The following is a 24,461-nucleotide window of genomic DNA, read 5'->3' as shown; positions in this document are numbered from 1 at the left end:
CTCCCTTACTCTACTGGAAAAGTAAGCTTACAACTATCGGCAAACCTTACAGGAATCTTACATTATTGTCATATAACAAAACAAAACCAGGTCATATTGCGACCTGGTTTACTCTGATTGCTTTGATCTTTGAGGTTGTCCTTTTTTACTGTTACGCTGTTTCACTTGAACAATCGGATCAAGTTCATTCGAAAATTCAGCGTTATGTCCATTTTGTGTTTTTTGTTCTGGGTTATTTTGATCTGAACGTTTCGCCATTACATTCACTCCTTATTAGTGCGGTGTAATAATCATTTGATGTTGCAATTGGCGAATTGCCATACGCGCTCTATTTAACTGCTCACGTTGCTCATCATTCGCATGTTGTTGCATCGTTTGTAAATCGTTATATGCTTGTTCTAATTGCAACTGCGCATCCGAATACTCCATCGTATTATAATGCTCTTGTCTCATGCCTTGTTCTAATTGTTCTTTCGCATATTCCACCGCTTGTTCCGCTTGTGTAATATACGATTCAAGTGATTGACGCTCTGCCATAATTGTCCCTCCTTGCTTCAATTCCCCTTTAGTTTGTCCCTTCCTTATGAACCTTATGAGTATGTTATAATGGATTTTGTGTTATTTTGACTCGGCTTAGGAGGGAAAGTAATGAAGGTTCAAAACCCTTTTCCATATACAAACGACAATAAACGTTATCATACATGGAATTACCATTTACGAAATGAATTTGGTGAAAAAATCTTTAAAGTTTCATTAGATGCTGGATTCGATTGTCCGAACCGTGACGGTACAGTTGCTTATGGCGGTTGTACATTTTGCAGTGCTGCTGGATCTGGTGACTTCGCTGGCGATCGCCGCGATGATGTTATAACGCAATATCATGAAATGAAAGAAAAAATGCGCTCAAAATGGAAAGACGGAAAATGTATCGCTTATTTCCAAGCGTACACAAATACACATGCACCACTTGAAGTGTTAAAAGAAAAATTCGAACCGCTTCTAGCAGAAAAAGACGTTGTCGGTCTTTCTATCGCAACTCGTCCAGATTGTTTACCGGACGATGTTGTTGAATATTTAGCGGACTTAAATAAACGCACGTACCTTTGGGTTGAACTCGGACTACAGACCGTTCATGAACGTACTGCAAACCTTATTAATCGCGCTCATGATTATCCTTCTTACGTTGAAGGTGTAAATAAATTACGTAAGCATGGCATTCGAGTTTGCTCTCATATTATTAACGGTCTTCCTCTTGAAGATTACGACATGATGATGGAAACAGCTCGTGAAGTAGCGAAACTTGACGTACAAGGAATTAAAATCCACTTACTTCATTTATTAAAAGGAACGCCAATGGTGAAGCAATATGAAAAAGGACAACTCGAATTCCTTTCTCTTGAGGATTACGTAAGCCTCGTTGTTGACCAACTTGAAATTATTCCAGAAGACGTAATTGTGCACCGCATCACAGGTGACGGTCCGCCTGATTTAATGATTGGCCCAATGTGGAGCTTAAATAAATGGGAAGTTTTAAATTCCATCGATGCAGAATTTGTACGCCGCGGAAGCTGGCAAGGAAAATATGCAAATAAGGAGAAACAAAAATGAAATTAGAACGTGTATTACCGTTTGCTCGCACTCTCTTGCAAACAGCAGTAAAAGAAGGCGATTACGCTGTAGATGCAACACTCGGCAATGGGCATGACACTTGCTTCCTAGCTGAAATCGTTGGAGATAACGGAAAAGTATTTGGATTTGATATTCAAAAAGAGGCAATTGAAAGCTCAACAACTCGTCTAAAAGAAAAAGAACTTTTCGAACGTACTGTTTTAGTTCACGATAGTCACGATACACTTCTATCCGTATTACCAGAAGATGCAAAAGGAAAAGTAACAGGCGCAATTTTCAACTTAGGTTACCTTCCAGGCGGAGACAAGCATATCGTTACAAAACCGAACTCAACAATCTCAGCGATCGAACAATTATTAGACGTAATGGCGCCTGAAGGTATCATCGTCCTTGTCATTTACCACGGACATCCAGAAGGACAAGTAGAACGCGACGCTGTACTTAAATTTGCCGAAGAACTAGACCAAAAACAAGCACACGTACTGCGATATGGCTTCATTAATCAACAAAATAACCCGCCATTTATTGTGGCGATTGAGAAGCGATAATATATCAACGATTTTTCAATTATATCTATCGTAACTCGGGATATATCAACGATTTTTTCGATATATCTATCATAACTTACAATATATCAACGATTTCTCGGATATATCGATTGTTCGACAAAACATAACAAAAAAAGACGTGCATTCATTGCACGTCTTTTTGTTATTCTCCTATATAATGGATGTAAACATTCTTAAAGGAGACGAAACAATGATCGGAATACTAGCAGGAATGGGACCAAAATCAACTGGGCCATTCTTCGATACAGTTGTAGCAAGGTGCCAAACAATATACGGAGCAAAGTATGATATGGACTTTCCTCATATGATGATTTATTCTTGCCCAACACCGTTTTACATGGATCGCCCTATTGATCACGAAGCGATGAAAAAAGCAATTATTGAAGGAGCACAAAAACTTGAAAGTACTGGCGCAAGCTTTATCGCTATGCCGTGCAATACGGCGCATCTTTATTTCGTGGAATTACAGCATTCTCTGTCCATTCCGATTTTAAATATAGTCGATGAGACGTTACAAGCAATTCCTAAAAACATAAAAAGAGTCGCTCTTCTTGCAACGGAAGCAACTGTTCAAGCTGGGATTTACCAAGATGGGATTGCAAAACGGAATATAGAATACATTCATTATGAAAAATGGCAAACGATGATTAATCAAATTATTACGTATATTAAAAGCGGGGAAGTTGAAAAAGCTCGCAAATTATGGAGCGCGCTCGTTGTGCAGTTGAAGGATGAAGTAGATACCGTAATTATCGCATGTACTGATTTGAATGTGGTGGCGAGTGAGGATTTTGTTGATTCCTCTCAATGTCTTGCTAATGCGGTTGTTAGGATGTATCTATCAAATACAAAGAAATCTTCATAAACATAGAAAACATCCCTTTTGAAATGTGTTTTATGTTTTATGAAAATCATCCCCAAAACTTTTAACTTTCTTCACAATTCTTTCAAAGTAATCACACTTAATCCCGCTATATTAAATAAGTAGTTATTCATATAGGGAAGGTTAGGGGAACAAAGAGTATGAAAGTAAATCGTTCGCTTCATTACATTTTTTGGCGTTGGCATTTTTATGCTGGGCTTTTTATTACGCCGCTTCTTATTACGTTGTCACTGAGCGGAATTGGGTATTTATTTCGGGAGGAAGTTGAAGATTTCATCTATAAAGATTTATATTTTGGGAAGAGCGCTCAAACAGAATCTATTTCGATGGCTGATTCTATTTCCTTAACAGAGAAAAAATATCCACATTATAGCGTGGCTAAAATTAGTGAGTTTAATGGGGATTATAATACGAGACTTACCATTGCAAATGAGTATACTGGGCAACAAAAATATGTGTATTTAGACAGCAATAATCAAATTGTTGGGGATCAAAATGCAAGTGAAACGTTTGCCAATATAATGAGGGAATTACATAGTTCTCTTTTAGTTGGTGGCACTGTCGTAAACTATACTGTAGAACTCGCGGCATGCTGGACAATCTTTTTAATCGTAACCGGATTGTACATGAGTATACGACAATTCAAAAACACACCATCATCCAATAAGCGAGAAAAAGCAAAAAGACGTCATTCTATTATCGGTATTATATTTACAATTCCTCTCTTTCTGCTAGTCGCATCTGGATTACCATGGTCAGGATTTATGGGGAACCAAATTTATAAAATCGCATCGTCAAATGAATCACTCGGATATCCAAAATTGTACATGGCTCCGCCTGAATCAAAGGTAAAAGAATTGCCGTGGGCAACAAGAAAAGAAGCTCCGCCTGAATCAAATTCAAATGAACCGAAAGCAATTTCTGTCGATGAATTACAAAAAGGAATTGAAATAAAGAAGCCATATGTTATTTCACTACCAGCTGATCCGAAAGGTGTATTCACTGTTTCGAAATCGAGCGGTTCTGGTATTACAGGTATGCATGTTGCACCAAATGAAGAGATAACAGCTTACTTTGACCAATATAGCGGGGAGCTCATTTCAAAAACGGACTATCGTGATTATGGATTACTTGCACAATGGTTCACTTATGGTATCCCGCTTCATGAAGGACATTTATTCGGATGGCCAAATAAAATATTATGCTTACTAACGACATTATCTCTACTACTTCTCATCTATTACGGAATAAAAATGTGGTTAGCAAGAAAGCCGAAAGGAAAATTAGCAGCACCTCCAAAACAAAGAGATAAGAAAAGTATATTCGTTTTCTTTATCATGATGGTGATACTAGGCGCTGTCATGCCTTTATTTGGACTATCTGTTTTAGTTATTTTTGCAATTGAACTTCTTATATATGTATTTTTAAAAATACGATCATAATGAAAAGAAAACCACTCTACATGAGTGGTTTTCTTCATCACTGCGCTGTTTTCTTTCGGTACATCTTCCCGTTCCAATAGAAGAATCGTGAAGTGAGGCCTCCGTACTTTACAATGCGCCGTGCCATTTTGTGCATATTCTTTTGTGCTGATACTTTTTGATCTGATAAATAAATACCAAGTAACCCTCGGCTTATAAGGCGATGAAACTTCGCATGAGGCAAATCACCAATGCTCTTCTCCGCTTCTTCTACAAAGTGTTTCATCCGATCTAATATCGCTTGCTCGTTTTCATAATAACTACAGAAATTCAAATCCCCGCCGGCGCGGTCTTCTTCTTGATCAATGAAATAATCAAGTAAGATATGAAGTCCTTGTACGTAAGGGAAGTACCCTTGTCTAATTTTCGCAATATCTTCATCATGTAACTCATCATGAAATGCATATGCTACAAGACAGAAAATTCCAAGTGTAGAACCGGCACATGCTGAAAATTCAAACCAACTCATCTCAGGTAAGTTTTCTTTATGTGCTTCAAACCAATTTTTCAGGCGCGGCTCTCTTTCTTCTAATTTCACGTGTTTATGAATTTGCAAATCACAATAATAACAAGCAAGTTCATGAAGAACAGGAGCAATTTTGTCATAGTGCTTCGTTTTCTTTAAAACATCTTGGCATGTTTCAACAAGTTCATCTAAATAACCACCATCATCTTGATCATCACGATAACGATAATAATTACCGCCACCTTCTACTTCAGGTGATAATGCCATTAACATCGATTCATGCAGTGCGGCAAAATCATTTGGATCAAGTGATGTACTGCGATCACATAAATTATCTAAATAGTCGCTGATCGTTTGATACGCTACGATAAAACGAATACATTCTTCTCGGTGTTCATTTGCTAGCAGAGCTAAAATGCCACCGCCCTCACAATGAAACGTTTTATGCTCAATACTTGCGATTGCCTGACTATGAAGCTCATCATTCGGAATATGGTAGGCACGCTCTTTCCACATCGCTAGCTCATGGTGTACAACCGGAAACACATCACGGTATACTTTCGCCATGAGCGTTATGGGATTACTCGGTACGTTCACTTCTTCCTTCATCTCCTCTATTAAATGTACAAATAATGATTTATTTGTTTGTTTTTACTATATTATTGACATGTATTTCAGTAAATGACTGAATATAACTCAAAATTTCATCACGCTCATACTCATTTAATAACTCGTGATAACAATTCGGCCATTCTTTAAAAGCCTTATCACTTATTTTAACATTATCAAACCAAGTGCGGACACGTGTTTTATCTACAAGTTTATCCTCACAAGCTTGCATTAGCAAGAGCGGAACATCTGGAAAATCATCTATTTTTTTATGAGCGATTTCGATAGACTTAATCAATTCACTATACCAACGTACTGATACTTTGCGCAAGAACAAAGAATCATTCTCCATTGCATCTCTCACTTCGTGGTTACGTGTTGACATTTCCACCGTAAGATTCGTTGCAAATTGCAATTTTGGAGCCACAACATTTAATATTTTTGAAGCAAATTGAAGCGGAGCAGAGGGTCCAGTCACTACCCCTAAACAAGGCGAACTCAAAATAATACCCTCTACATCTTCTCTCTTCGTTTCTTGCATCATACGAATGACAATAAGACCACCCATACTATGACCGAATAGAAAAATAGGTAACCTATACTTTCTTGCTTCTTTCACCCATAGTTTAACTTCCTCTATGTATTCATCAAATGAATCAATATGTCCTCTATTTCTTGAAGTCGTTCCATGTGACGGAAGATCCCCCATCACGACGTGGTAGCCGATATGATTCCACATTTCCGCAACGGCTTCGTAACGTCCGTGATATTCCATTGCGCCGTGCACAATAACAATGACAGCCTTTGCTTCCTCCGCTTCATAATTCCACATACGGCTCTCCTCCATTTCACTCTTTCTCATAATTTGATACACTAAAACTAGTCTCTAGGAAAGGAAGACTTTACATGATATATCCTTACAAAGAAAAAAAACCGAAAATTGCGAGTAGTGCTTTTATCGCTGACTATGTTACGATTACAGGCGATGTTTACGTTGGCGAGGAATCAAGTATTTGGTTTAATACAGTCATCCGTGGTGATGTGTCACCAACGATCATTGGAGACCGAGTAAATGTACAAGACCAATGTACACTCCACCAAAGCCCTCAGTATCCTCTTATCTTAGAAGATGATGTTACAGTTGGGCATCAAGTTATTTTACATAGTTGTCATATTAAAAAAGATGCTTTAATTGGAATGGGATCCATTATATTAGATGGTGCTGAAATTGGCGAAGGAGCTTTTATCGGCGCTGGAAGCCTCGTTTCACAAGGAAAGAAAATTCCACCAAACACGTTAGCTTTCGGTCGTCCCGCGAAAGTCATTCGTGAAGTAACAGCAGAAGACCGTAAAGATATGGAGCGTATTCGCACGCAATACGTTGAAAAAGGTCAATATTATAAATCATTACAGAAGTAAATTTCCGCTGCCATAAGATTGGCAGCTTTTTTTATATAAAAACTAACTTTTTCTTTACAAAACATTATTACTCCCTCAACAAAATCTTATTAAAATAAAAGCTAATATCTCCATATATATGTAAACGAGGGAGGAGAATTTTCATGAAGGTCAGTGGATTATATAAAATAGAATGTTACATTTTCAAAGGAATTAATCGCTACTTTGATCAAAAAACATTAAATATCTTTTTCAGCAATATTACTCATATTGGTGGCGCGACTTTCTCCATCGCACTCACACTTTTCTTTTTAATTTTTGCAAAAGGTACTTTACATCAGGCAGCAATTGCAACTGCTATTTCTTTAGCAATTAGCCATATTCCTGTACAAATATTAAAAAGATGGTATCCACGAAAACGTCCTTATTTAACAATTCAGGATGCAAAATATCCAGTCCATCCATTAAAAGACCACTCTTTCCCGTCTGGTCATACAACAGCCGTTTTCTCTGTCTTCATTCCATTTATTTGCTATAATCCAAGCTTACTTGCTTTCCTATTACCGTTAGCATTATGCGTCGGTATTTCACGTATTTATTTAGGACTTCACTATCCGTCAGATGTATTCGTCGGTATGTGCCTTGGCACTTGCTCTGGCATCATCTCTTTTTATCAATTCATCCCACTTTTCACATAAAGGAGTGATATGATGAGAGTCGCCATTTTTACCGATACTTTTACGCCACAAGTTAACGGGGTTGCGAAAACGTTAGAGCGATTAACACGATATTTTCAGAAAGAACAGATCGCCTATTCTGTTTTCGCCCCTCAGCATACAGATGAAGATAATTTTGTAGCGAATGTGAATAAGATGAGAAGTATCCCGTTAACAATATTATATCCAGAATGTCGTTTTTCTTTTCCTACTCCGCGTATTAAACGGGAACTACTTTCCTTTAAACCTGACATTATTCACATTGCCACACCTTTCAACATGGGACTTTGTGGATTGTATTATGCAAAAAAGTTAAACATCCCAGTTGTCGGTTCTTATCATACTGATTTCGATGCCTATTTACGTTATTACAAAATCGAATTCCTCTCCAATATGCTTTGGAACTATTTAAAATGGTTTCATAGTCATATGCAAAAAAATTTTGTACCTTCCTTTGAAACATTACATCAATTAAAAAATAAAGGCTTTCAGACCCTCTCTATATGGGGACGTGGTGTAGATTGCACACTCTTTCATCCAGCTTACAATACAGACCTATTCCGAAAAAAATATAATATTACAGCGAAGTATGTCCTTTCCTATGTTGGACGAATTGCTCCTGAAAAAGATATTGATACGCTGCAACACCTTATCGTTAAAACAGCACATACTCGAAACGATATTCATTGGCTCATCGCAGGAGACGGTCCTCTAGCAACAAGTTTACGTGAAGCTGTTCCGAAAACAAATATCACTTTTACTGGCTATTTACAAGGCGGGGATTTAGCTGAAGCATATGCTTGTTCTAACATAATGGTGTTTCCATCAGCTACTGAAACATTCGGAAATGTCGTACTTGAATCACTCGCATGCGGTACACCTGTTATTGGTGCAAATAGTGGCGGGGTTAAAAATATTATTACAGATGGAAAAACGGGAGTTCTTTGTCCGCCTAAAAATGAAGATGCATTTCTATCATCCATTTATTTTTTATTACAAAATGAAGAAAAACTTGAGCAGATGGGAATAGAATCTTCCTCTTTTGCGAAATCAAAGAGCTGGGATGAGGTCTTTCGTGGCTTGCTTAACCAATATGAAGAAGTCCTTCAGCATAACGCATCAGAGTTGCTTGCTTAAATAGAAAAACTCCCTTCAAAAAACGAAGGGAGTTTTTTACATGGTCATAAATTTTAGTTTAATAAATGATACATAAGGTTAAGCATTGTTTTATTTCTATATTAATTATATCAAAAATAAACATAACTAAACAGACTTATAATAAAAACCCATAAAAATTAATATATGGTTATACAGTATTTTAACTGTATAATGATTTTAAGAATTCCCCTTAAAATCAACTCACTCACATACCTTTATACAGCAATTGTTCCCCAATTCTGTATATCCAAAAAACCTTTCATTCATTTGAAAGGTCTTTTTGAGCCTGCACACATTCTTCTTTCGTATTTACATTTATAAACCAATCCGCATTCGCTTGTACATCTTCTCCAGAAACATACTTCACATTACATTGTGATAAAAGCTGCCCCATACTTCTTTTTTCTTCCTGAAGTAAAGCATAAATCTTTTCTTTCACGCGGTTATGATACGCCGCAAGTAGCGGTTGTTTTCTTCCATTAATAATAGGTACAACCGCATCATATTCATTGTTCGTTTGCTCTAGTAAAATGGTAAACCATTCATGCGACACGTTTGGCGCATCGCAAGGCATAATAGCATACCAATCTGCTTCTATGTATTCCATTCCTGATACAATGCCGGCCAGCGGTCCATTCCCTTTATAGTGCGGAATGTCTTCTATAACAGGTACTTGTACGAATTGCTCTACTCGCTCTTTTATATCAGTATGGCTAATTACTACAATGTCTTGCAAAGTATTTCCCATCACTTTCACAATATGCTCAACAAAAGTAGTTCCCTTCCAAATTGCTAACGCTTTCGGCTCACCGAATCTACTCGACATACCACCTGCTAATACAATTCCAGCATACTTACTCATTGGCGATGCAGCTCAAATGTAATATGACCTAATTCCGGTAAAATTAATTTATTCATCGCAAGGCGAACCGCTCCGCTAGACCCTGGCATCGAGAAGACTACTTTGCGCCCAATTGTACCACCAATCGCTCTACTTAACATTGCGCTGCTTCCGATATCTTCTAAATAACTAATCATACGGAACAGCTCACCAAATCCAACAATTTCTTTATCTAATAACGCTGATACTGCTTCAATTGTGACATCGCGTTTCGTAATACCAGTACCGCCATTTGTTAATACAACATCTACATCTTCCTTATGATAACCAGCTAACACTGCTTGCTGAATACTTTCTTTATCATCTTTTACAATTTCATAAGAAGTTACTTTATGTCCCGCTTCTTTTAACAATTCATGTAATAGTTGGCCGCTCTTATCTGTTTCTTCCGTACGTGTATCGGAAATCGTCACGATCTTGCAACGCACTTCTTTTGGAGCTTGTTTTTTATGTTCAGTTACACTCATTTTTTATCTTTCCTTTCTTAAAGACTTTTCTTCATTTTATCATACATACCTTTACACAATTATGTATGAAGCCAATCATGCGCCATGATACAATATAAGTATACTAACCCACAAAAGGAAAGTGCCCTTTCTTATACTCCTAGACTACACATCTTTAGCTACTCTTTATATTTTCTACATAATAGAATTCAATTTTAAAACTTGTACTAAAAAATAAATTGGAGGTCTACATAGTATGGAACTTTATAAAAAATTAACAACAACATTTATCCTCTTATTCATCGCTTCAATCACTGTCGGCTTTTCCTTAAAAGGCGCAATTCCATACGCTACATTAGTAAGCATTATATTCGCGACACTATTTTTACTAAGTAGTGCCTTTTGCGCAGGTAAAGCACGTCAAATGAAAGGTTGATTACATATGTTCCAGAAGAAATCAATCCTTTGTAAATCATGTGAAAAGGAAATACAAAAGGAGGACTTACATTGTTTAAATCAAACCGTATCCAGTTACGAAAGTTTTCCGAAGATGATATTCTAACATATTATAAATGGCATAATGATATAGACGTTATGAGTTCAACCACTCTCACTCTTGATAAATATTCCCTTCAAGACACAGAAAAACTTTGCCAGCAATTTATTCATTCTTCGGACTCTAAGAGCTATATCATTGAAGAAAAATCTACGCATCTTTCAATTGGTATTACTTCTTTAATTCATATTGATTCGTATAACCGAAACGCTGAATGTATTATTGATATTGGTAACAAGGATTACTGGGGGCAAGGTTATGGGGAGGAAGCTTTCACCTTATTATTGGATTATGCATTTTTAGAATTAAATTTACATCGCCTTTCTTTACGAGTATTTTCTTTTAACGATAGAGCAATTAAATTATATAAATCACTCGGTTTTCAACATGAAGGAACTTGTAAAGAAGCTATATTCCGCAATGGCAATTGGCATGACATTGAACTCTTCGCTTTATTCCAACGTAATTATAAATAAAAAAAGCTTTGCGCTCACCGCGCAAAGCTTTTTTTCATATATTATAGACCAGCTTGCTCTTTTAAAGCTGCTGCTTTGTCTGTACGTTCCCATGATAGATCTACATCAGTACGTCCGAAGTGGCCGTAAGCTGCTGTTTGTTTGTAAATTGGGCGACGTAAGTCTAGCATTTTAATAATACCAGCTGGGCGAAGATCGAAGTTGTTACGAACTAGCTCTACTAGTACGTCTTCAGATACTTTACCAGTGCCGAATGTATCAACTGAAATTGATACTGGTTGTGCTACACCGATTGCGTATGCAAGTTGTACTTCTGCTTTTTCAGCAAGACCAGCTGCTACGATGTTTTTCGCAACATAACGAGCTGCATATGCTGCAGAACGGTCAACTTTCGTTGCATCTTTACCAGAGAATGCACCGCCACCGTGGCGAGCGTATCCACCGTAAGTATCAACGATGATTTTACGTCCTGTTAAACCAGCATCACCTTGTGGTCCACCAATTACGAAGCGGCCAGTTGGGTTAATGAAGAATTTCGTTTCTCCATCCATTAATTCTGCTGGTACTACAGCTTTAATTACGTGCTCTTTTAAGTCGCGATCGATTTCTTCCCATGTAACATCTGGGTGATGTTGTGTAGAAATTACGATAGTATCAACACGTACTGGTTTACCATTTTCATCATACTCAACTGTAACTTGCGTTTTTCCATCCGGACGTAAGTATGATAATGTATCATCTTTACGTACTTCAGTTAAACGGCGAGCTAATTTGTGAGCAAGCGAGATTGGAAGTGGCATTAACTCTTGTGTTTCATTACATGCGAAACCAAACATTAAACCTTGGTCTCCTGCACCAATTGCCTCAATCTCAGCGTCAGTCATTTGACCTTCGCGTGCTTCTAGCGCTTGGTCAACACCCATAGCGATGTCAGCAGATTGCTCATCGATAGATGTTAAAACTGCACAAGTTTCTGCATCGAATCCGTATTTTGCGCGTGTGTAACCAATGCCTTGAATTGTTTCACGAACGATTTTTGGAATATCTACGTAAGTAGAAGTCGTAATTTCCCCCGCTACCAATACTAAACCAGTTGTTACAGTTGTTTCACAAGCTACACGTGCATTTGCGTCTTTTGATAAGATCGCATCTAAAATTGAATCAGAAATTTGGTCACAAATTTTATCTGGATGTCCTTCAGTTACAGACTCAGATGTGAACAGATGACGTTTTTTTGTCATGTGGTAAACCTCCCTACAGTAATTGTATATATTGTACGGAACTCATCCTTAATTTGCCACAAACTGCGACATACATTTATTCTCCCACACAAGCATACAGAAAAACCTTTCCTACTTTACATAGAGGAAAGGTTTAATTTGCTACTTGCATACTGCTTTTTGCCCTTCGCTCTTATCGTTCGAGACCTGTAGCCTCGCACAGGTTTTAGCACCTATTCACCTGCATTTATCAATACAAGTGAGGTTGCTGGGCTTCATCGGGCCTGTCCCTCCGCCAGCTCGGGATAAGAGAGTATCCGTCCCAACCTATACTAAAGAAATGATATTCATTTGTCAATTAATATTCACATTTTCCTGAAAGTTTTTCTCAATACGCCTGAAATGAAATATTAATAGGGAAATAATGCATTCACACAAACAAAAAGAAATAAATAGTATACATTATTTATATAATTGTGTTATACTCTTGTTGGGGATTACGAGAAATATTTCATTAAATGAAAAGGATGGTATATAAATATGAGTACTGTGAATGTCCAAATTGGTTTACACGAATTATTGAACGGAAGCAATGCACAGATTCAACTAAGTGTTCCGCAATTAGTGGAAAAAGTATTAATGCGAAATGAAGGGAAATTAACTTCTACTGGTGCCGTTTCTGCTTCAACTGGAAAATATACAGGACGTTCTCCTAAAGATAAATTTATTGTGAAAGAAGCATCGGTTGCTGACAAAATTGCTTGGGGAGCTGTGAACCAACCGATTTCTGAAGAACATTTTAATAAATTATATACTAAAGTTTTAGAATACTTAAAAGAAAAAGAAGAGTTATTCGTCTTCAAAGGATTTGCAGGCGCTGACCGCAATTACCGCCTACCAATTCAAGTTATTAATGAATATGCATGGCACAATTTATTTGTACATCAATTATTCATTCGTCCAACTGAAGAAGAATTAACAACTCATGAGTCAGGGTTCACAATTGTTTCTGCACCGAACTTCAAAGCTGATCCAGCTGTTGACGGTACAAACTCTGAAGCATTCATTATGGTTTCATTCGAAAAACGTATTGTACTAATTGGTGGTACAGAATACGCTGGAGAAATGAAAAAATCAATCTTCTCTATTATGAACTTCTTACTACCTGAACAAGATATTCTTTCTATGCATTGCTCTGCAAACGTAGGTGAAGAAGGCGACGTAGCACTATTCTTCGGTTTATCTGGAACAGGTAAAACAACATTATCTGCTGATCCAAACCGTAAATTAATCGGTGATGATGAGCACGGTTGGTCTGATAACGGTGTATTCAATATTGAAGGCGGTTGCTACGCGAAATGTGTAAACCTTTCTCACGAGAAAGAACCACAAATTTTCGATGCAATCACATTTGGATCTGTTTTAGAAAACGTTATCATTAATGACCAAACGCGTATCGCGGACTACAACGATACTACTTTAACAGAAAATACTCGTGCTGCATACCCTATGCATGCGATCGACAATATCGTACTGCCAAGTGTTGCTGGACACCCAAATACAATTATTTTCTTAACTGCTGATGCATCTGGCGTATTGCCTCCAATCAGTAAGTTATCAAAAGAGCAAGCTATGTATCATTTCTTAAGTGGTTACACTAGTAAACTAGCAGGAACAGAGCGCGGCGTTACTTCTCCGCAAGCTACATTCTCAACTTGCTTCGGTTCACCATTCTTACCACTTGATGCATCTCGCTACGCTGAAATGCTTGGTGAAAAAATCGAGAAACATGATGCGAAAGTATTCTTAGTAAACACTGGCTGGACTGGTGGCGAATACGGCGTTGGTAAACGTATGAACTTAGGTTACACTCGTGCAATGATTCAAGCTGCATTAAACGGTGAACTTGCGAAAACTGAAACAGCTAAACATGATATCTTCGGTCTTGAAGTTCCACTTCACGTACCAGGTGTACCTGACGAAGTGTTAATGCCTGAACAAACTTGGGCTGATAAAGCTGCTTACAAAGCAAAAGCAATCGAACTTGCAAATGAATTCAAAGCTAACTTCAAAAAATTCGACAGCGTATCTGAAGACATTATTAACTTAGGCGGTCCAATCGCTTAAATTAAAACTTTCTGTTGGAATAACCCTTTACTCATATGAATAAGTGTCGTGTAACCGTAAAGTTTCGCGTACTCACCGACAAAACCCAATGCGGCTTAACGGTTACACACACTTACATAAAAAAGAAGCTTACGTGAAAACGTAAGCTTCTTTCTATATCTTATATAAAGTGAAACGCTAATCTCTTCATCTGTGACCTAGATTATAAAATTACAGCTTCGAATATATACATTATATCCCTACTCACTACATCTCTCGGGTTTCACATCGTATGGGGCTAAAAAAGGCCCTGACCGCTTCTATTCGTGACTGGATCATCTATTCCATCTAAAAAGAAGTCTTTTATCTTTTTAGCTCTTTGTTAGTTCTTTCTCATCTTTCATGCTATAGTAACCTAAATTCACAACGATTAAGAAATACCCACCCATAATCCCTACTGCAAATGCCCACATAACCATGTGGTGCTCAATTTCGTACATAATAATAGCACCCAAAATGGCAGCTGCAAAACGGTTAAACATACCGAGTGTCGGTGCTTTCGTCTTCTTTACAATACTATCTCCAAGCTTCTCAATTCTTCTGCCTAAAAGCCAAACGCAATACATACTTACAATAAGCCCAATTCCAGCGCCTAAAAAGTGTGCTGAAAACGGTGTTAACATCCAACCTAGTAACAAAATACCTAGTATATAATACGATTGGATTTTAAATGATCTTAGTGACATACTAATCATGCTGTACCTCTCTTCATTCGTTCTTATCTATCCAACAAAAAATTTCTTTCAAATTCATATTCCTTACATTCATTTCATTCAAATTAAAAACAACATAAACAGTATGTTTATGTTGTTTAAATGTTTTTAGAAAATAATATTATACAAGATTTCAAACATCATATTCTCATATTTTGTGACGGTTTTTCAAACTTTTTTCGTCCATTTATGAAAAAAATGATATCAATCTATGAACATACGGATATGATGTAATAAGCACACAAATAAAGGGGGCGTCTAATGATTTATTTTTTAATGGCTCTCATTCACCTCATTATCCCTGCACTTATTGGACTTTCATTGTATTGGTACACGAAAAATCATAGCATTTTTTACGCTGTCCTCGGTGTTCTTCTTCCAGGTATTATTCTTATTACACTCTTCCGTATTCCATTTTTAAACTTAATTCCACTTATTACTGCTATCTTGTTTCTCATCTTCTTACCAAAAATAAAAAAATAGGAAAGCAGATCATAGGTGATCTGTTTTCCTATTTTGATATAGGTTCCTCTGCAATAGAATGAACTTTTACTTTCTCCGATTTCACAAACCATAGACCGACAAAAATGATAATTCCACCGATGATTTGTTGAAACGATACATATTCATTTGCCCAGACAGCTGCAAATAGAACCGCTACAAGCGGCGTTATATACATATATACCATCGTATGTGACGCCCCAATTTTTTGAACACCAACATACCACATTACTAGACCAAATACTGTTACAAAGAAAATAGAATATAGTAAAGCAAATAGTGTCATTCCGTGAGTAATGTGAAATGGCATGACAAACACATGTGGACCACTTAACAATAATAGCGGAATCGCACCCACTAATGCAGACCATGCAGTAACACGTAATGCTGAATATTTTTTAATTAATGGTCCTGCTAAAACAGGATAAAGCCCCCAGCATATTGATGTAATAAGTCCAATTCCATTGCCATAAAAAGAACTAGTAAGTGAATGTCCTGCTACTAAAACTAAGGCTGCACCAACAAAGGCAGTCATAGAACCGATTAACTTTCGAGAAGAAAACTTTTCTTGTTTCAAGAAAATCGCAAATGCAGTTGTAAAAATAGGTGAAATAGAAATGAGTAAAGAGGCATTTGTAGCGGATGTATATTTGACAGTTTCCATAAATAACGTTTGATACAGTACAATACCTACAACGCTAACGATAATTAATCTAGGTATATCCGTTCGCTCCATATAAACCGACTTTTCAATACAAAAGGTAAGGAGTAACAGAAGCGGTGCCGCCGCCATCATACGAAGTGCAGTAAACTCAATTGCTGTAAATTCTAAAAGTCCATACTTCGCAATTGTATAGTTAATCCCCCAAATAATAACAACACTTAAAATTAATAACTCAATTCCCCATCTTCTCATGCGTATCCCCTCCGCAAAGAAGATTATACAGAAAATTCAATCACATGTACATTTCATTATGTGAAAAGATCTTTTTATTATATGAAACGTTTTGGTAAATGAAATTATATCGGCGATTTTCTGAATATATCGGCGCAACTCCATTTATATCGGCGATTTTTTCAATATATCGACTTATCGACAATAATAGCGACTTATAAAATAAAAAAAGTGAGTCCAAAATACATTTTGGACTCATCCTTCCTTTACTATACTCGAACGTGTAATTTCATATTTGGATTATAAAACTGGCTTGGGCTCTTCAACTGAAAAGTTCCTCCACCTTCATGCCAATCAACCGTTAACTTATCGTCCATAAATACAAGCTTTGTACGATCAGCGATAAAGTTCATTGTGCTTGATTCAATATCCACATCGCGCTCATCTTTCTCTGCTACAGCTACTAAATCGATGATTCCGCTCATAACACAACCGCAACCTTCATTATCATAAAATAACTTTATATATTTCGCTTCACTTGGAATCGTATCCATAATCTTTTTATATGCTGCTTCTGTTACAGTAACGTACATATGTTAATCTTCATCCTCTCTTCTCTTATCATTCATATATTGTATCACCATTTTTCTTAAAAGTTATATACAGAAAATTAAGACTAATATACAATGTATGTGATAAAGTTTCAGCAATCGAGCTTTTATGAGTAGTTCATGCAGGAGAAAGGATGTTTACTATCTGTGTTCAAACTACAACGATATCCCATGTTATTAGGTGTATTTAGTAGTTTCTTCATTTCTAGCGGAATGCTATTACAGCATGTACTTCCCTATTCTCCTTCTATTAGCTGGATTCTAGGTTTTATTTGTTTCCTATCCGCTTCTTATTTTGCTACGAAGAATACAAACAACTCATAAAGCAAGAATCATCTTAAGGAGGATTATCAAACATGCCAGCCTTAAAAAAAATAGAGCAATCACTCGATCACTTATTCCAAATTGAAAAATACGGAAAAGATAGTGCCTTTAGTCGATTTATCCCAGCCGTATATGATCCTATCAAATTTCCTTGGCAACAATTTTTCGAAGCAAATTTTGTAGATTTATTTAACGGCCTTATGATGCACGGATCTGAAAATGTAAACAAAGTATTTTTAGCTGTATTCCCTACAGATGACGTTCTTGAAACATTCATTTCACAATCCACACCCGGTGATTTACTCTTTATGCATCATCCCCTTGTAATGGAGTGCGGTGATCCGCTTGGAAGATCAGGCCGCGGTTTCTTACCAATTCCTGAAAAATATTTGCAAGGAATAAAAGAAAAACAACTTTCTATATATACATGTCACGTACCAATGGATTTTCATCAAACACATGGAACGAGTATTTCAATTGCAAAAGCATTAAACGCTACTGTAGTGGACGACTTTGCATATGGAGGTCCAGAACAAGAACCAGTTGGCCTTATTTGTGAAATAGATGAAACATCAACAGAAGCACTCCAAAAACATCTAAAACAACTCTTCCAGATTCCTTACACAGACTTCGAAGGTAAACGACATGATTCCATCAAAAAAATCGCAATTATCGCTGGATGTGGCGATGTTGTATCTTTAATGAAGGAAGCAGAAGAAAAAGGTGCTGAAGCATATATTACAGGAGAAATCCATTGCCATATCGACAATGATTACGGCAGACATAAATACTCGCTCATTATGGATTATGTAAAAGAAACGAATATGTCTCTAATTGGTGTGTCACACTCTGCCTCTGAATATTTAGTGAAAGAGACATTGATGTATGATTGGTTTAAAGAGAATTTTGATGTGGATGTTATTTTACTTCCTCAGGAAAAATGGTGGTTATAAATTTTTAAAGAGATAGCTAATTTAGCTATCTCTTTTTACTAAACTTAAAATTTCATGAGGCGTTTGAAAAATATAATCAGCCTCCTCGAATCCTTTCCTTGTTTTCGCTCCCCACAGGGCTAAACCAAATTTTGCTCCCGCTTGTTTTGCGCATTGTAAGTCATATACTGAATCACCTATGTATATCGCTTCTTGTGCATCTATATTCAATCTTTTTAGACATGTCACAAGTGGCTCTGGATGTGGTTTATGTTTTATTGTATCTTCTACACAAATAGAGTGTTCAAAATATGAATGTAATCCAAATGGCTTGAAATCATTGATAAACTCTTGGCGTGTTTTTGAAGTAACAATACCTGTTCGAATCTTATATGAAGATACTATTTCAATCACTTCCGCAATTCCTTTAAATACTGTAATTTCATTCTTAAAATCTGCCATATTACGTATCCATTTCTCATGAACTGCTTTCATATTTTCCACACCAATTTCTTGTAATGCAGCCATACCAGGAATACCTAATGCAAAATGTAGCTTTTCTAATGAATAATTCATCCCTTCATCTCGCAACGTTCTCTGTAATGAATATAAAACTGCTTTTTCCGTATCTAACATTGTTCCGTCAATATCAAATATAATTCCCTTCATTTTTACGTCCCCCTTTACTTCACTCCAGTGATTAGCTCAATTCCATATTCTTTCACTACTCTTTCTAAATTGCCGGGAATAACACCATTCGTAATAATTGTATCTATTGATTCTAATGACAGCGCCTTAAAGTTTTGACGTTGATTCATTTTTGTCTCATCGGCAAGTAAAAACACTCCATTCGTTTGTTTAACAATTTGACGCTTAAAATGAATATCTTCCTCATACGCATAATAAACACCATCTTCTGTAAGACCGGGTGATCCAATAAAAACTTTATCAAAATGATAATCTTTTAGTTTCTCCATTGCAGAAAAACCCGCCATATAACGTGAGTGTTTATTTAATTCTCCACCCAAAATATGAATATTTACATTCTCCATATCCATTAAATGATTTACTGTATCAATTGAATTTGTAACAACCGTTATGTTACTTGCTGTCAAAAATGAAGCCATACAGTTAACAGTTGTTGAAACATCAAGATAAATAATTTCATTATCTCCTACAAAAGAAGCAGCTTGCTTTCCAATAGATATCTTATATTCAATTTCTTTTTTCTCACGATTTACATAATCCGATATTTTACGGTGGAAAGATGATAAAGCTACACCACCATGAGTTCGTATTATTGTTGTTTCATTTGTTAACTTTACAATATCTCTTCTTGCTGTATCTCTGGAAACTTGAAATAGCTCACACATCATCTTCAAACTCATCGTCCTATGTTCATTCAAATACTCCATTATTTTTATTAAACGTTCCTCTTGATTCATACTCTCACCCATTTTTATTTACTTTTAAGTGTTTTTAAGTTATTTTAAGTATATCACAACAAAATAACTTAAATAAACCTTAAAATAACTTAAAACGGAAGTGAGAAAATGCTACGTACAATTATTTTTGATTTTGATGGCACACTAGCTGATACTTTACCTTTATGTTATTACTCGTTTCAAAACGTTTTTTGGCAATTTGATAATAAAGAAATTACTGAAGCAGAGATTCTTTCTATGTTTGGTCCAAGTGAAGTTGGTATTATTCATGAGAACTTACTTTCTGAAGAAAAAGAAGTAGCAGTTGAAAGATACTATGAATGTTATGAAGAAAAGCATCATGATTACGTAAAGCGAAATCATGAAATAGTAGACCTTTTAATACATTTAAAAAAACAAGGGTTTCAGTTAGCTATCGTAACTGGAAAAGCAAGAAGAAGCCTGGACATTTCTCTAAAAGCATTAGGATTAGTTTCTTTCTTCGACTGTATAGTAGCTGGAGATGATGTAATGAAGCCAAAACCTGACCCTGAAGGTATTCTTTTTGTATTAAATACATTAAATGTAAATGCAAACGAAGCAATTTTTATTGGGGATAGTGATGCTGACATACTTGCTGGAAAACAAGCAGATGTACGAACGATTGGCGTACAATGGTTACCAAACTATCAATCTGCTACATTTACTGTGCAACCAGATGATTTTATTAAGAAAACAGATGATTTTCTCGTCTCATTAAATACTAGATTTTCAAAATAAGTAATAGATATTTTATAACTACTTATTATTCTGTATTTATAGAAAAAAATTCGATATACAATACACTCTCACCCTATTTTTGAAATCTAGACACAAAATACGATCTGCCATACAAAAATATAGAATTCATAATATATATTAGTTATATTTTAAAAACTAGATTTTCAAAATATAGAAAGGAGAACTTATATGTACCACTTAATTGCTTTAGTTGCGACGGCAGACGCAACAGCAGTTCTAACGGAAACACTGGAACTATGGTATTTTCCATTAAACCAACGGATAGCGGAGCAGGACAAATTCAAGTATTTAATCCTACTCCGGCAGTAGGTCCCGCTACTGTAACTTGGACTAGTATTACAACTGGAAACCCAGTTGCAAGAGGAGATGCTATATCCCTTTATATTACCCCTGGAATTACTGCAAGTGCTGTATATTCTATTTTTCTAATTACCGATATATAGCAATTCATTTCATAAAAAAAGACCCGAAATTCGGGTCAACAAATAGAAATATAAATGAACTACAACAAATAACAGACAAAGCCATTATATATTTTTCATAGTAAAACATCCATTATTTTCTTTTTACACTATCAATATATTATTTTTCGTTATCGTCCTCTTTGTTAGAACGTCTACCTAAGAAGAACACAAGAACTAATAATATAATTAACAGTAGTACTCCGCCGATAATGTAATATAGTGTGTAGTCTTTTTTCGCTTCTACCGCTGTATCATTTAACTTATCAGCTGTCTTGCCTTCAATTGTAAATTTTTTCGTCCATTCCCATTTTTGATCGCCATCAGTAGCTTTCACTTCTACTCGGTACGTTCCTGGATCAAATGCTTTGTTTTCCCAGCTAATAGCGTAATCAAAGTTTGAGTTTGGCGCCATTCTTAAATTTTCTTTTTTCGCTTCAAATAAAACGTCCGTACCTTTTTCTTTATATATCTTTGCATCAACACTTAAATTTTTTAACATTGCTGGCTTTACGTTTTGTAAATTTGCAGTAACGACGTTACGCCCGTTAATTTGTGTTGGCTTTACTTCGTTTAATTTCATGTCTGGTTTTACTTCAGCATCTGTTTCTTTTAAAACAACACCAATTGCGTATGCATATTTATTTTCAATTTGCACACCTTCATCTTTTTTCTTTGCATTCTCATCTTCTTTTTCTTTAAAGTATAAACCACCTAGAATAACACCATCAAACGACTCACTTGGCATTTCCAAGTTTATATCAGCTGTCACTATGCTGTTAGCTGGGACTTTCGTTTCTTTTGGCATTTTAGCAATTTTAGAAAACGGATATTTCAAAGTAGAATCCGTTTTCGGTTCTACTGTACTATAATCTGTAATACCATTGCTATTCGTAATTGCTGTATTAGCAAACGATTCTACCACAACTTCTTTATTCGTATCATTTTTCATTTGGACTTGAATTGTTTGCTTTTGTCCAGGTTGCATTTTCAAATCAAAATACGTTTGATTTTTATCAATTTGATTTTCTGGTATAACTGCTGTCACAGCAAATTTCATTTCAGCTGCATATACTGAAAAAGCGTTTATCATGAAGAATGTAATTAATAGTAAGCTAGTAAATAGTTTTTTTACCATCTCTTATGTAGTCCCCTTCATATCCATTTTATAGACAAGAAAGAGATAAGGTTAAAGCCATTCCCTTATCTCTTCTCATTTTCCTCTTTTATCTTAAAATTCCTCTTACCTACATAGGAGCGTCTGTTAGTTCCCAAGTTAGTGAAGTTGTGTATTGTGTTTGTTCTTTTTTCGTTTTACCTGGTACAGATAACTCTACGCTTTGTTTCGCTTCTGTTGCATCTTTACCGAACGTATTTACCCATGTACCCATACCTTGATTTTCTTTTGCATCGATTAAATCAGATGCTGTACCACTTGGATTTAATGTGATAGATTGTTCTGCTGTTGGTGCATCGCTACCTGCATTTGATTTCAAAGCTGAATTTTTTAATGTTAATGCTGCGCCATCCAACGCTTTATCATCTGCAGTTTTGAATTGACCATTTTGTTTTACTGTTAAATGCCATCCTGCATTTGTACCACGGTTATCTGTTACTTGAACGTAGTTTGGCACGTCAATTACAGAACCGTCTACTTTTTTCTTTACTTTATCTAATTCTGCAAAATAGATTTCGTTATTCCCTGATGCTTTTTGTGTTTTAAAGTTGAAGTTAGATACATAATCAATACTTAGTGGACCATCTGTACCTTTTTTATCTGGATCAACTGGATCTACAGTTTCATCTGGATTCTCTGGATTAACAACATCAATTTTATCTGTATTTTTCTCGAATTTAATGAATGCTTTTGAATCTAATTTCCCGCCATCTTTCTCAGCTGCAAATGCAGACGTCCCTACTGATACTGATGATAATGTTACCGCTCCAATTAATGCTAATTTTGCTAGTTTCATAGTTTTATACTCCTTTATTTTTTAAAATTCATTTATTCTTAATTTTCAATCTTATACAACCTTAGTTTGGTGTATCTTCTAAAGTCCAAGTTAGCTCAGCTGAATATTTCGCACCTTTTTCTTTTGCTGTCGTACCTGGCACGAATAAGCTCACACTCTGCTTACCTTGTTCTGCTCCTTTACCGAATGCAGTCGTCCAATCACCCATACCTTTATTCTTTGCGGCAGTAGCAATTTCCACCGCATCTCCACCTGGAGCTAGTGTTACTTTATCTTTAAATGTGGTAGGTGCATATTGTGCATCAGTTACAGAATTTACAGCTGGGTTACTTAAGCTTAAAGCTGCATTTGTTAACTCACTATTACCACTTTTAAATTGTGCATTTTGCTTTACTTTCAATTTCCATCCTGCATTTGTACCACGGTTATCTGTTACAGATACGAAATTAGGTACTTCCACTGTTTTGCTCCCTTGTTTCACTTTGTCCAATTTTGCAAAGTACGTTTGATCATTACCAGAGATAACTTGCTCGCCGAAGTGTAAGTTAGAAACGTAGTTAATACTTAATGGACCTTTTGTTCCTTTTTCATGGTCACCAGGGTTCTCTGGTGTAACTTTTTCATTTGGATTTTCTGGATTATTTGGATCTGTTATGCTTGTATCTTCAATAAACATTACATCTGTTTTAGATTTCATATTTGCTTTTTCTTCCGCAAATGCTGAAGTTCCTACTGCTGCAACTGATGTTAATGATACTGCACCAATTAATGCTAATTTTGCTAGTTTCATATGTACCTTCCCCTTTTCTCTGTTTTCATCTATTTTTTATTTTGAATACACTTGCTTTCCCCTAATTCTTTTGAATACATATAGAGATAAAACAATAGAAAACAATCCTATATATTGTTTGAAGTCCCGTGTCTGGCCTCCTGTTTTCGGTAAATATTTATCTCCATTTTTATTTTTATCAACTGTCTCTTTTTTTGGATTTATCTTTGTCGGATCAGTTGATGTATTTGGTGTATAGCTATTCGAAAATGTAATACCTGCTTTTGAATTCGCACTTGTAGCCGTTACTACATTTGCCATAAGAAACGGCACACATATAAATGTGGAAACGATAATACCAACTATTTTTTTCATTACTCTCT

29 protein-coding genes, 1 pseudogene and 1 riboswitch are annotated in these 24,461 nt (G+C 36.0%); of the genes and pseudogenes, 14 read left to right on the top strand and 16 right to left on the bottom strand.

Going from position 1 to position 24,461, the window contains the following annotated elements:
- Window positions 1-108 precede the first annotated feature (108 nt).
- Window positions 109-258: a hypothetical protein gene (locus ACTFRU_RS27675; RefSeq protein ID WP_001129341.1), complete on the bottom strand. Its 150-nt coding sequence runs from the start codon at window positions 256-258 to the stop codon at window positions 109-111.
- 15 nt (window positions 259-273) lie between these two features.
- A complete protein-coding gene (locus ACTFRU_RS27670; protein WP_000840871.1) occupies window positions 274-537 on the bottom strand; it encodes a YtzC family protein in 264 nt (87 codons plus the stop codon).
- A 111-nt stretch (window positions 538-648) separates the two neighbouring features.
- Between ACTFRU_RS27670 and ACTFRU_RS27665 the strand changes: the two genes are divergently transcribed.
- The 4 genes from ACTFRU_RS27665 to ACTFRU_RS27650 all read left to right on the top strand — a co-directional run bounded on the left by ACTFRU_RS27665 (window position 649) and on the right by ACTFRU_RS27650 (window position 4,523).
- Window positions 649-1,608 carry a TIGR01212 family radical SAM protein gene (locus tag ACTFRU_RS27665; protein WP_440037983.1) on the top strand — a complete coding sequence of 320 codons (960 nt, stop codon included), beginning with the start codon at window positions 649-651 and terminating at the stop codon, window positions 1,606-1,608.
- On the top strand, window positions 1,605-2,177 hold the full coding sequence (locus ACTFRU_RS27660; protein ID WP_001971275.1) for a class I SAM-dependent methyltransferase: 573 nt from the start codon (window positions 1,605-1,607) through the stop codon (window positions 2,175-2,177). The genes ACTFRU_RS27665 and ACTFRU_RS27660 overlap by 4 nt, the downstream gene beginning before the upstream one ends.
- A gap of 211 nt (window positions 2,178-2,388) precedes the next feature.
- Window positions 2,389-3,063 carry an aspartate/glutamate racemase family protein gene (locus ACTFRU_RS27655; RefSeq protein ID WP_440037982.1) on the top strand — a complete coding sequence of 225 codons (675 nt, stop codon included), beginning with the start codon at window positions 2,389-2,391 and terminating at the stop codon, window positions 3,061-3,063.
- A 158-nt stretch (window positions 3,064-3,221) separates the two neighbouring features.
- Window positions 3,222-4,523, top strand: a complete 1,302-nt coding sequence (locus ACTFRU_RS27650) for a PepSY-associated TM helix domain-containing protein (RefSeq protein WP_440037981.1) — start codon at window positions 3,222-3,224, stop codon at window positions 4,521-4,523.
- 37 nt (window positions 4,524-4,560) lie between these two features.
- Here ACTFRU_RS27650 and ACTFRU_RS27645 read toward each other — a convergent pair whose 3' ends face one another.
- Both ACTFRU_RS27645 and ACTFRU_RS27640 read right to left on the bottom strand, forming a co-directional pair.
- Window positions 4,561-5,625, bottom strand: coding sequence for a tetraprenyl-beta-curcumene synthase family protein (locus ACTFRU_RS27645; protein ID WP_001102460.1), 1,065 nt, complete (start codon window positions 5,623-5,625; stop codon window positions 4,561-4,563).
- Window positions 5,626-5,665: 40 nt separating this feature from the next.
- Window positions 5,666-6,469: an alpha/beta hydrolase gene (locus ACTFRU_RS27640; protein ID WP_063548843.1), complete on the bottom strand. Its 804-nt coding sequence runs from the start codon at window positions 6,467-6,469 to the stop codon at window positions 5,666-5,668.
- 74 nt (window positions 6,470-6,543) lie between these two features.
- On the opposite strand from ACTFRU_RS27640, the gene ACTFRU_RS27635 reads away from it, so the two are divergent.
- From ACTFRU_RS27635 to ACTFRU_RS27625, 3 genes are all read left to right on the top strand, one after another.
- Complete coding sequence (locus tag ACTFRU_RS27635) at window positions 6,544-7,056, top strand: gamma carbonic anhydrase (RefSeq protein WP_440037980.1); 513 nt, start codon at window positions 6,544-6,546, stop codon at window positions 7,054-7,056.
- Window positions 7,057-7,199: 143 nt separating this feature from the next.
- Entirely contained in the window at window positions 7,200-7,733 is a 534-nt protein-coding gene (locus tag ACTFRU_RS27630) for a phosphatase PAP2 family protein (protein WP_000868582.1), read from the top strand.
- A 12-nt stretch (window positions 7,734-7,745) separates the two neighbouring features.
- Complete coding sequence (locus ACTFRU_RS27625) at window positions 7,746-8,888, top strand: glycosyltransferase family 4 protein (protein WP_166694790.1); 1,143 nt, start codon at window positions 7,746-7,748, stop codon at window positions 8,886-8,888.
- 280 nt (window positions 8,889-9,168) lie between these two features.
- Here the strand turns inward: ACTFRU_RS27625 and ACTFRU_RS27620 are convergent, their stop codons facing one another.
- Window positions 9,169-9,771, bottom strand: coding sequence for a molybdenum cofactor guanylyltransferase (locus tag ACTFRU_RS27620; RefSeq protein WP_440037979.1), 603 nt, complete (start codon window positions 9,769-9,771; stop codon window positions 9,169-9,171).
- On the bottom strand, window positions 9,768-10,277 hold the full coding sequence (locus tag ACTFRU_RS27615) for a MogA/MoaB family molybdenum cofactor biosynthesis protein (RefSeq protein WP_000117124.1): 510 nt from the start codon (window positions 10,275-10,277) through the stop codon (window positions 9,768-9,770). Before ACTFRU_RS27615 ends, ACTFRU_RS27620 begins: the two co-directional genes overlap by 4 nt.
- Window positions 10,278-10,512: 235 nt before the next feature.
- Between ACTFRU_RS27615 and ACTFRU_RS27610 the strand changes: the two genes are divergently transcribed.
- Together ACTFRU_RS27610 and ACTFRU_RS27605 are read left to right on the top strand one after the other, a co-directional pair.
- A complete protein-coding gene (locus ACTFRU_RS27610; RefSeq protein WP_000424797.1) occupies window positions 10,513-10,692 on the top strand; it encodes a hypothetical protein in 180 nt (59 codons plus the stop codon).
- Window positions 10,693-10,763: 71 nt separating this feature from the next.
- Window positions 10,764-11,288 (top strand): GNAT family N-acetyltransferase, encoded by a 525-nt coding sequence (locus ACTFRU_RS27605; protein WP_025710013.1) that lies wholly within the window; start codon window positions 10,764-10,766, stop codon window positions 11,286-11,288.
- 41 nt (window positions 11,289-11,329) lie between these two features.
- Here the strand turns inward: ACTFRU_RS27605 and metK are convergent, their stop codons facing one another.
- Entirely contained in the window at window positions 11,330-12,529 is a 1,200-nt protein-coding gene (metK, locus tag ACTFRU_RS27600; protein WP_000163123.1) for a methionine adenosyltransferase, read from the bottom strand.
- A gap of 169 nt (window positions 12,530-12,698) precedes the next feature.
- Window positions 12,699-12,820, bottom strand: a riboswitch (SAM riboswitch).
- Between the two features lie 228 nt (window positions 12,821-13,048).
- Between metK and pckA the strand changes: the two genes are divergently transcribed.
- A complete protein-coding gene (pckA, locus tag ACTFRU_RS27595) occupies window positions 13,049-14,635 on the top strand; it encodes a phosphoenolpyruvate carboxykinase (ATP) (protein WP_000108815.1) in 1,587 nt (528 codons plus the stop codon).
- A 350-nt stretch (window positions 14,636-14,985) separates the two neighbouring features.
- Here pckA and ACTFRU_RS27590 read toward each other — a convergent pair whose 3' ends face one another.
- Window positions 14,986-15,369 (bottom strand): ATP synthase subunit I, encoded by a 384-nt coding sequence (locus tag ACTFRU_RS27590; RefSeq protein WP_000624926.1) that lies wholly within the window; start codon window positions 15,367-15,369, stop codon window positions 14,986-14,988.
- Between the two features lie 279 nt (window positions 15,370-15,648).
- Between ACTFRU_RS27590 and ACTFRU_RS27585 the strand changes: the two genes are divergently transcribed.
- On the top strand, window positions 15,649-15,870 hold the full coding sequence (locus ACTFRU_RS27585) for a hypothetical protein (protein ID WP_000639042.1): 222 nt from the start codon (window positions 15,649-15,651) through the stop codon (window positions 15,868-15,870).
- 28 nt (window positions 15,871-15,898) lie between these two features.
- Here the strand turns inward: ACTFRU_RS27585 and ACTFRU_RS27580 are convergent, their stop codons facing one another.
- The gene (locus ACTFRU_RS27580; protein WP_001255410.1) at window positions 15,899-16,804 is read right to left on the bottom strand and encodes a DMT family transporter; all 906 of its coding nucleotides are present in this window, start codon (window positions 16,802-16,804) and stop codon (window positions 15,899-15,901) included.
- Between the two features lie 248 nt (window positions 16,805-17,052).
- Entirely contained in the window at window positions 17,053-17,376 is a 324-nt protein-coding gene (locus ACTFRU_RS27575; RefSeq protein WP_000289570.1) for an iron-sulfur cluster biosynthesis family protein, read from the bottom strand.
- A gap of 374 nt (window positions 17,377-17,750) precedes the next feature.
- Between ACTFRU_RS27575 and ACTFRU_RS27570 the strand changes: the two genes are divergently transcribed.
- Window positions 17,751-18,671: a Nif3-like dinuclear metal center hexameric protein gene (locus ACTFRU_RS27570; protein ID WP_001111125.1), complete on the top strand. Its 921-nt coding sequence runs from the start codon at window positions 17,751-17,753 to the stop codon at window positions 18,669-18,671.
- 21 nt (window positions 18,672-18,692) lie between these two features.
- Here the strand turns inward: ACTFRU_RS27570 and ACTFRU_RS27565 are convergent, their stop codons facing one another.
- Entirely contained in the window at window positions 18,693-19,319 is a 627-nt protein-coding gene (locus tag ACTFRU_RS27565) for an HAD family hydrolase (protein WP_000676032.1), read from the bottom strand.
- Window positions 19,320-19,333: 14 nt separating this feature from the next.
- Window positions 19,334-20,095 (bottom strand): DeoR/GlpR family DNA-binding transcription regulator, encoded by a 762-nt coding sequence (locus tag ACTFRU_RS27560; protein ID WP_025710012.1) that lies wholly within the window; start codon window positions 20,093-20,095, stop codon window positions 19,334-19,336.
- Window positions 20,096-20,203: 108 nt separating this feature from the next.
- Here ACTFRU_RS27560 and ACTFRU_RS27555 point away from each other — a divergent pair, with 108 nt between their 5' ends.
- Both ACTFRU_RS27555 and ACTFRU_RS27550 read left to right on the top strand, forming a co-directional pair.
- Window positions 20,204-20,854: an HAD family hydrolase gene (locus ACTFRU_RS27555; protein WP_000946544.1), complete on the top strand. Its 651-nt coding sequence runs from the start codon at window positions 20,204-20,206 to the stop codon at window positions 20,852-20,854.
- 245 nt (window positions 20,855-21,099) lie between these two features.
- Window positions 21,100-21,318 (top strand): annotated as a pseudogene (locus ACTFRU_RS27550) (collagen-like protein); the annotation flags it as partial.
- Between the two features lie 139 nt (window positions 21,319-21,457).
- Here the strand turns inward: ACTFRU_RS27550 and ACTFRU_RS27545 are convergent.
- The 4 genes from ACTFRU_RS27545 to ACTFRU_RS27530 form a co-directional block, all read right to left on the bottom strand.
- Window positions 21,458-22,474 (bottom strand): DUF916 and DUF3324 domain-containing protein, encoded by a 1,017-nt coding sequence (locus ACTFRU_RS27545; protein WP_025710011.1) that lies wholly within the window; start codon window positions 22,472-22,474, stop codon window positions 21,458-21,460.
- Between the two features lie 109 nt (window positions 22,475-22,583).
- Window positions 22,584-23,309, bottom strand: coding sequence for a WxL domain-containing protein (locus ACTFRU_RS27540; protein WP_025710010.1), 726 nt, complete (start codon window positions 23,307-23,309; stop codon window positions 22,584-22,586).
- A 61-nt stretch (window positions 23,310-23,370) separates the two neighbouring features.
- On the bottom strand, window positions 23,371-24,099 hold the full coding sequence (locus ACTFRU_RS27535) for a WxL domain-containing protein (RefSeq protein WP_025710009.1): 729 nt from the start codon (window positions 24,097-24,099) through the stop codon (window positions 23,371-23,373).
- Window positions 24,100-24,135: 36 nt separating this feature from the next.
- Complete coding sequence (locus ACTFRU_RS27530) at window positions 24,136-24,453, bottom strand: hypothetical protein (protein WP_025710008.1); 318 nt, start codon at window positions 24,451-24,453, stop codon at window positions 24,136-24,138.
- Between the last annotated feature and the right edge of the window lie 8 nt (window positions 24,454-24,461).

The sequence above is a fragment of the Bacillus cereus group sp. MYBK220-1 genome (genome assembly GCF_051916445.1).
Lineage (GTDB): Bacteria > Bacillota > Bacilli > Bacillales > Bacillaceae_G > Bacillus_A > Bacillus_A cereus.
The sequence above is the reverse complement of the archived record's forward strand: the minus strand, read 5'-3'. Positions and strand labels throughout refer to the sequence as shown.

What these genes read in the sequence shown, in the direction of transcription:
- ACTFRU_RS27575 (WP_000289570.1), bottom strand. Translation starts at nt 17,376, where the DNA reads ATGTACGTTACTGTAACAGAAGCAGCATATAAAAAGATTATGGATACG.
- ACTFRU_RS27635 (WP_440037980.1), top strand. Translation starts at nt 6,544, where the DNA reads ATGATATATCCTTACAAAGAAAAAAAACCGAAAATTGCGAGTAGTGCT.
- ACTFRU_RS27530 (WP_025710008.1), bottom strand. Translation starts at nt 24,453, where the DNA reads ATGAAAAAAATAGTTGGTATTATCGTTTCCACATTTATATGTGTGCCG.
- ACTFRU_RS27580 (WP_001255410.1), bottom strand. Translation starts at nt 16,804, where the DNA reads ATGAGAAGATGGGGAATTGAGTTATTAATTTTAAGTGTTGTTATTATT.
- ACTFRU_RS27535 (WP_025710009.1), bottom strand. Translation starts at nt 24,099, where the DNA reads ATGAAACTAGCAAAATTAGCATTAATTGGTGCAGTATCATTAACATCA.
- ACTFRU_RS27565 (WP_000676032.1), bottom strand. Translation starts at nt 19,319, where the DNA reads ATGAAGGGAATTATATTTGATATTGACGGAACAATGTTAGATACGGAA.
- ACTFRU_RS27640 (WP_063548843.1), bottom strand. Translation starts at nt 6,469, where the DNA reads ATGTGGAATTATGAAGCGGAGGAAGCAAAGGCTGTCATTGTTATTGTG.
- metK (WP_000163123.1), bottom strand. Translation starts at nt 12,529, where the DNA reads ATGACAAAAAAACGTCATCTGTTCACATCTGAGTCTGTAACTGAAGGA.
- ACTFRU_RS27560 (WP_025710012.1), bottom strand. Translation starts at nt 20,095, where the DNA reads ATGAATCAAGAGGAACGTTTAATAAAAATAATGGAGTATTTGAATGAA.
- ACTFRU_RS27615 (WP_000117124.1), bottom strand. Translation starts at nt 10,277, where the DNA reads ATGAGTGTAACTGAACATAAAAAACAAGCTCCAAAAGAAGTGCGTTGC.
- ACTFRU_RS27610 (WP_000424797.1), top strand. Translation starts at nt 10,513, where the DNA reads ATGGAACTTTATAAAAAATTAACAACAACATTTATCCTCTTATTCATC.
- ACTFRU_RS27625 (WP_166694790.1), top strand. Translation starts at nt 7,746, where the DNA reads ATGAGAGTCGCCATTTTTACCGATACTTTTACGCCACAAGTTAACGGG.
- ACTFRU_RS27650 (WP_440037981.1), top strand. Translation starts at nt 3,222, where the DNA reads ATGAAAGTAAATCGTTCGCTTCATTACATTTTTTGGCGTTGGCATTTT.
- pckA (WP_000108815.1), top strand. Translation starts at nt 13,049, where the DNA reads ATGAGTACTGTGAATGTCCAAATTGGTTTACACGAATTATTGAACGGA.
- ACTFRU_RS27590 (WP_000624926.1), bottom strand. Translation starts at nt 15,369, where the DNA reads ATGATTAGTATGTCACTAAGATCATTTAAAATCCAATCGTATTATATA.
- ACTFRU_RS27630 (WP_000868582.1), top strand. Translation starts at nt 7,200, where the DNA reads ATGAAGGTCAGTGGATTATATAAAATAGAATGTTACATTTTCAAAGGA.
- ACTFRU_RS27670 (WP_000840871.1), bottom strand. Translation starts at nt 537, where the DNA reads ATGGCAGAGCGTCAATCACTTGAATCGTATATTACACAAGCGGAACAA.
- ACTFRU_RS27655 (WP_440037982.1), top strand. Translation starts at nt 2,389, where the DNA reads ATGATCGGAATACTAGCAGGAATGGGACCAAAATCAACTGGGCCATTC.
- ACTFRU_RS27545 (WP_025710011.1), bottom strand. Translation starts at nt 22,474, where the DNA reads ATGGTAAAAAAACTATTTACTAGCTTACTATTAATTACATTCTTCATG.
- ACTFRU_RS27620 (WP_440037979.1), bottom strand. Translation starts at nt 9,771, where the DNA reads ATGAGTAAGTATGCTGGAATTGTATTAGCAGGTGGTATGTCGAGTAGA.
- ACTFRU_RS27540 (WP_025710010.1), bottom strand. Translation starts at nt 23,309, where the DNA reads ATGAAACTAGCAAAATTAGCATTAATTGGAGCGGTAACATTATCATCA.
- ACTFRU_RS27660 (WP_001971275.1), top strand. Translation starts at nt 1,605, where the DNA reads ATGAAATTAGAACGTGTATTACCGTTTGCTCGCACTCTCTTGCAAACA.
- ACTFRU_RS27555 (WP_000946544.1), top strand. Translation starts at nt 20,204, where the DNA reads ATGCTACGTACAATTATTTTTGATTTTGATGGCACACTAGCTGATACT.
- ACTFRU_RS27570 (WP_001111125.1), top strand. Translation starts at nt 17,751, where the DNA reads ATGCCAGCCTTAAAAAAAATAGAGCAATCACTCGATCACTTATTCCAA.
- ACTFRU_RS27675 (WP_001129341.1), bottom strand. Translation starts at nt 258, where the DNA reads ATGGCGAAACGTTCAGATCAAAATAACCCAGAACAAAAAACACAAAAT.
- ACTFRU_RS27585 (WP_000639042.1), top strand. Translation starts at nt 15,649, where the DNA reads ATGATTTATTTTTTAATGGCTCTCATTCACCTCATTATCCCTGCACTT.
- ACTFRU_RS27665 (WP_440037983.1), top strand. Translation starts at nt 649, where the DNA reads ATGAAGGTTCAAAACCCTTTTCCATATACAAACGACAATAAACGTTAT.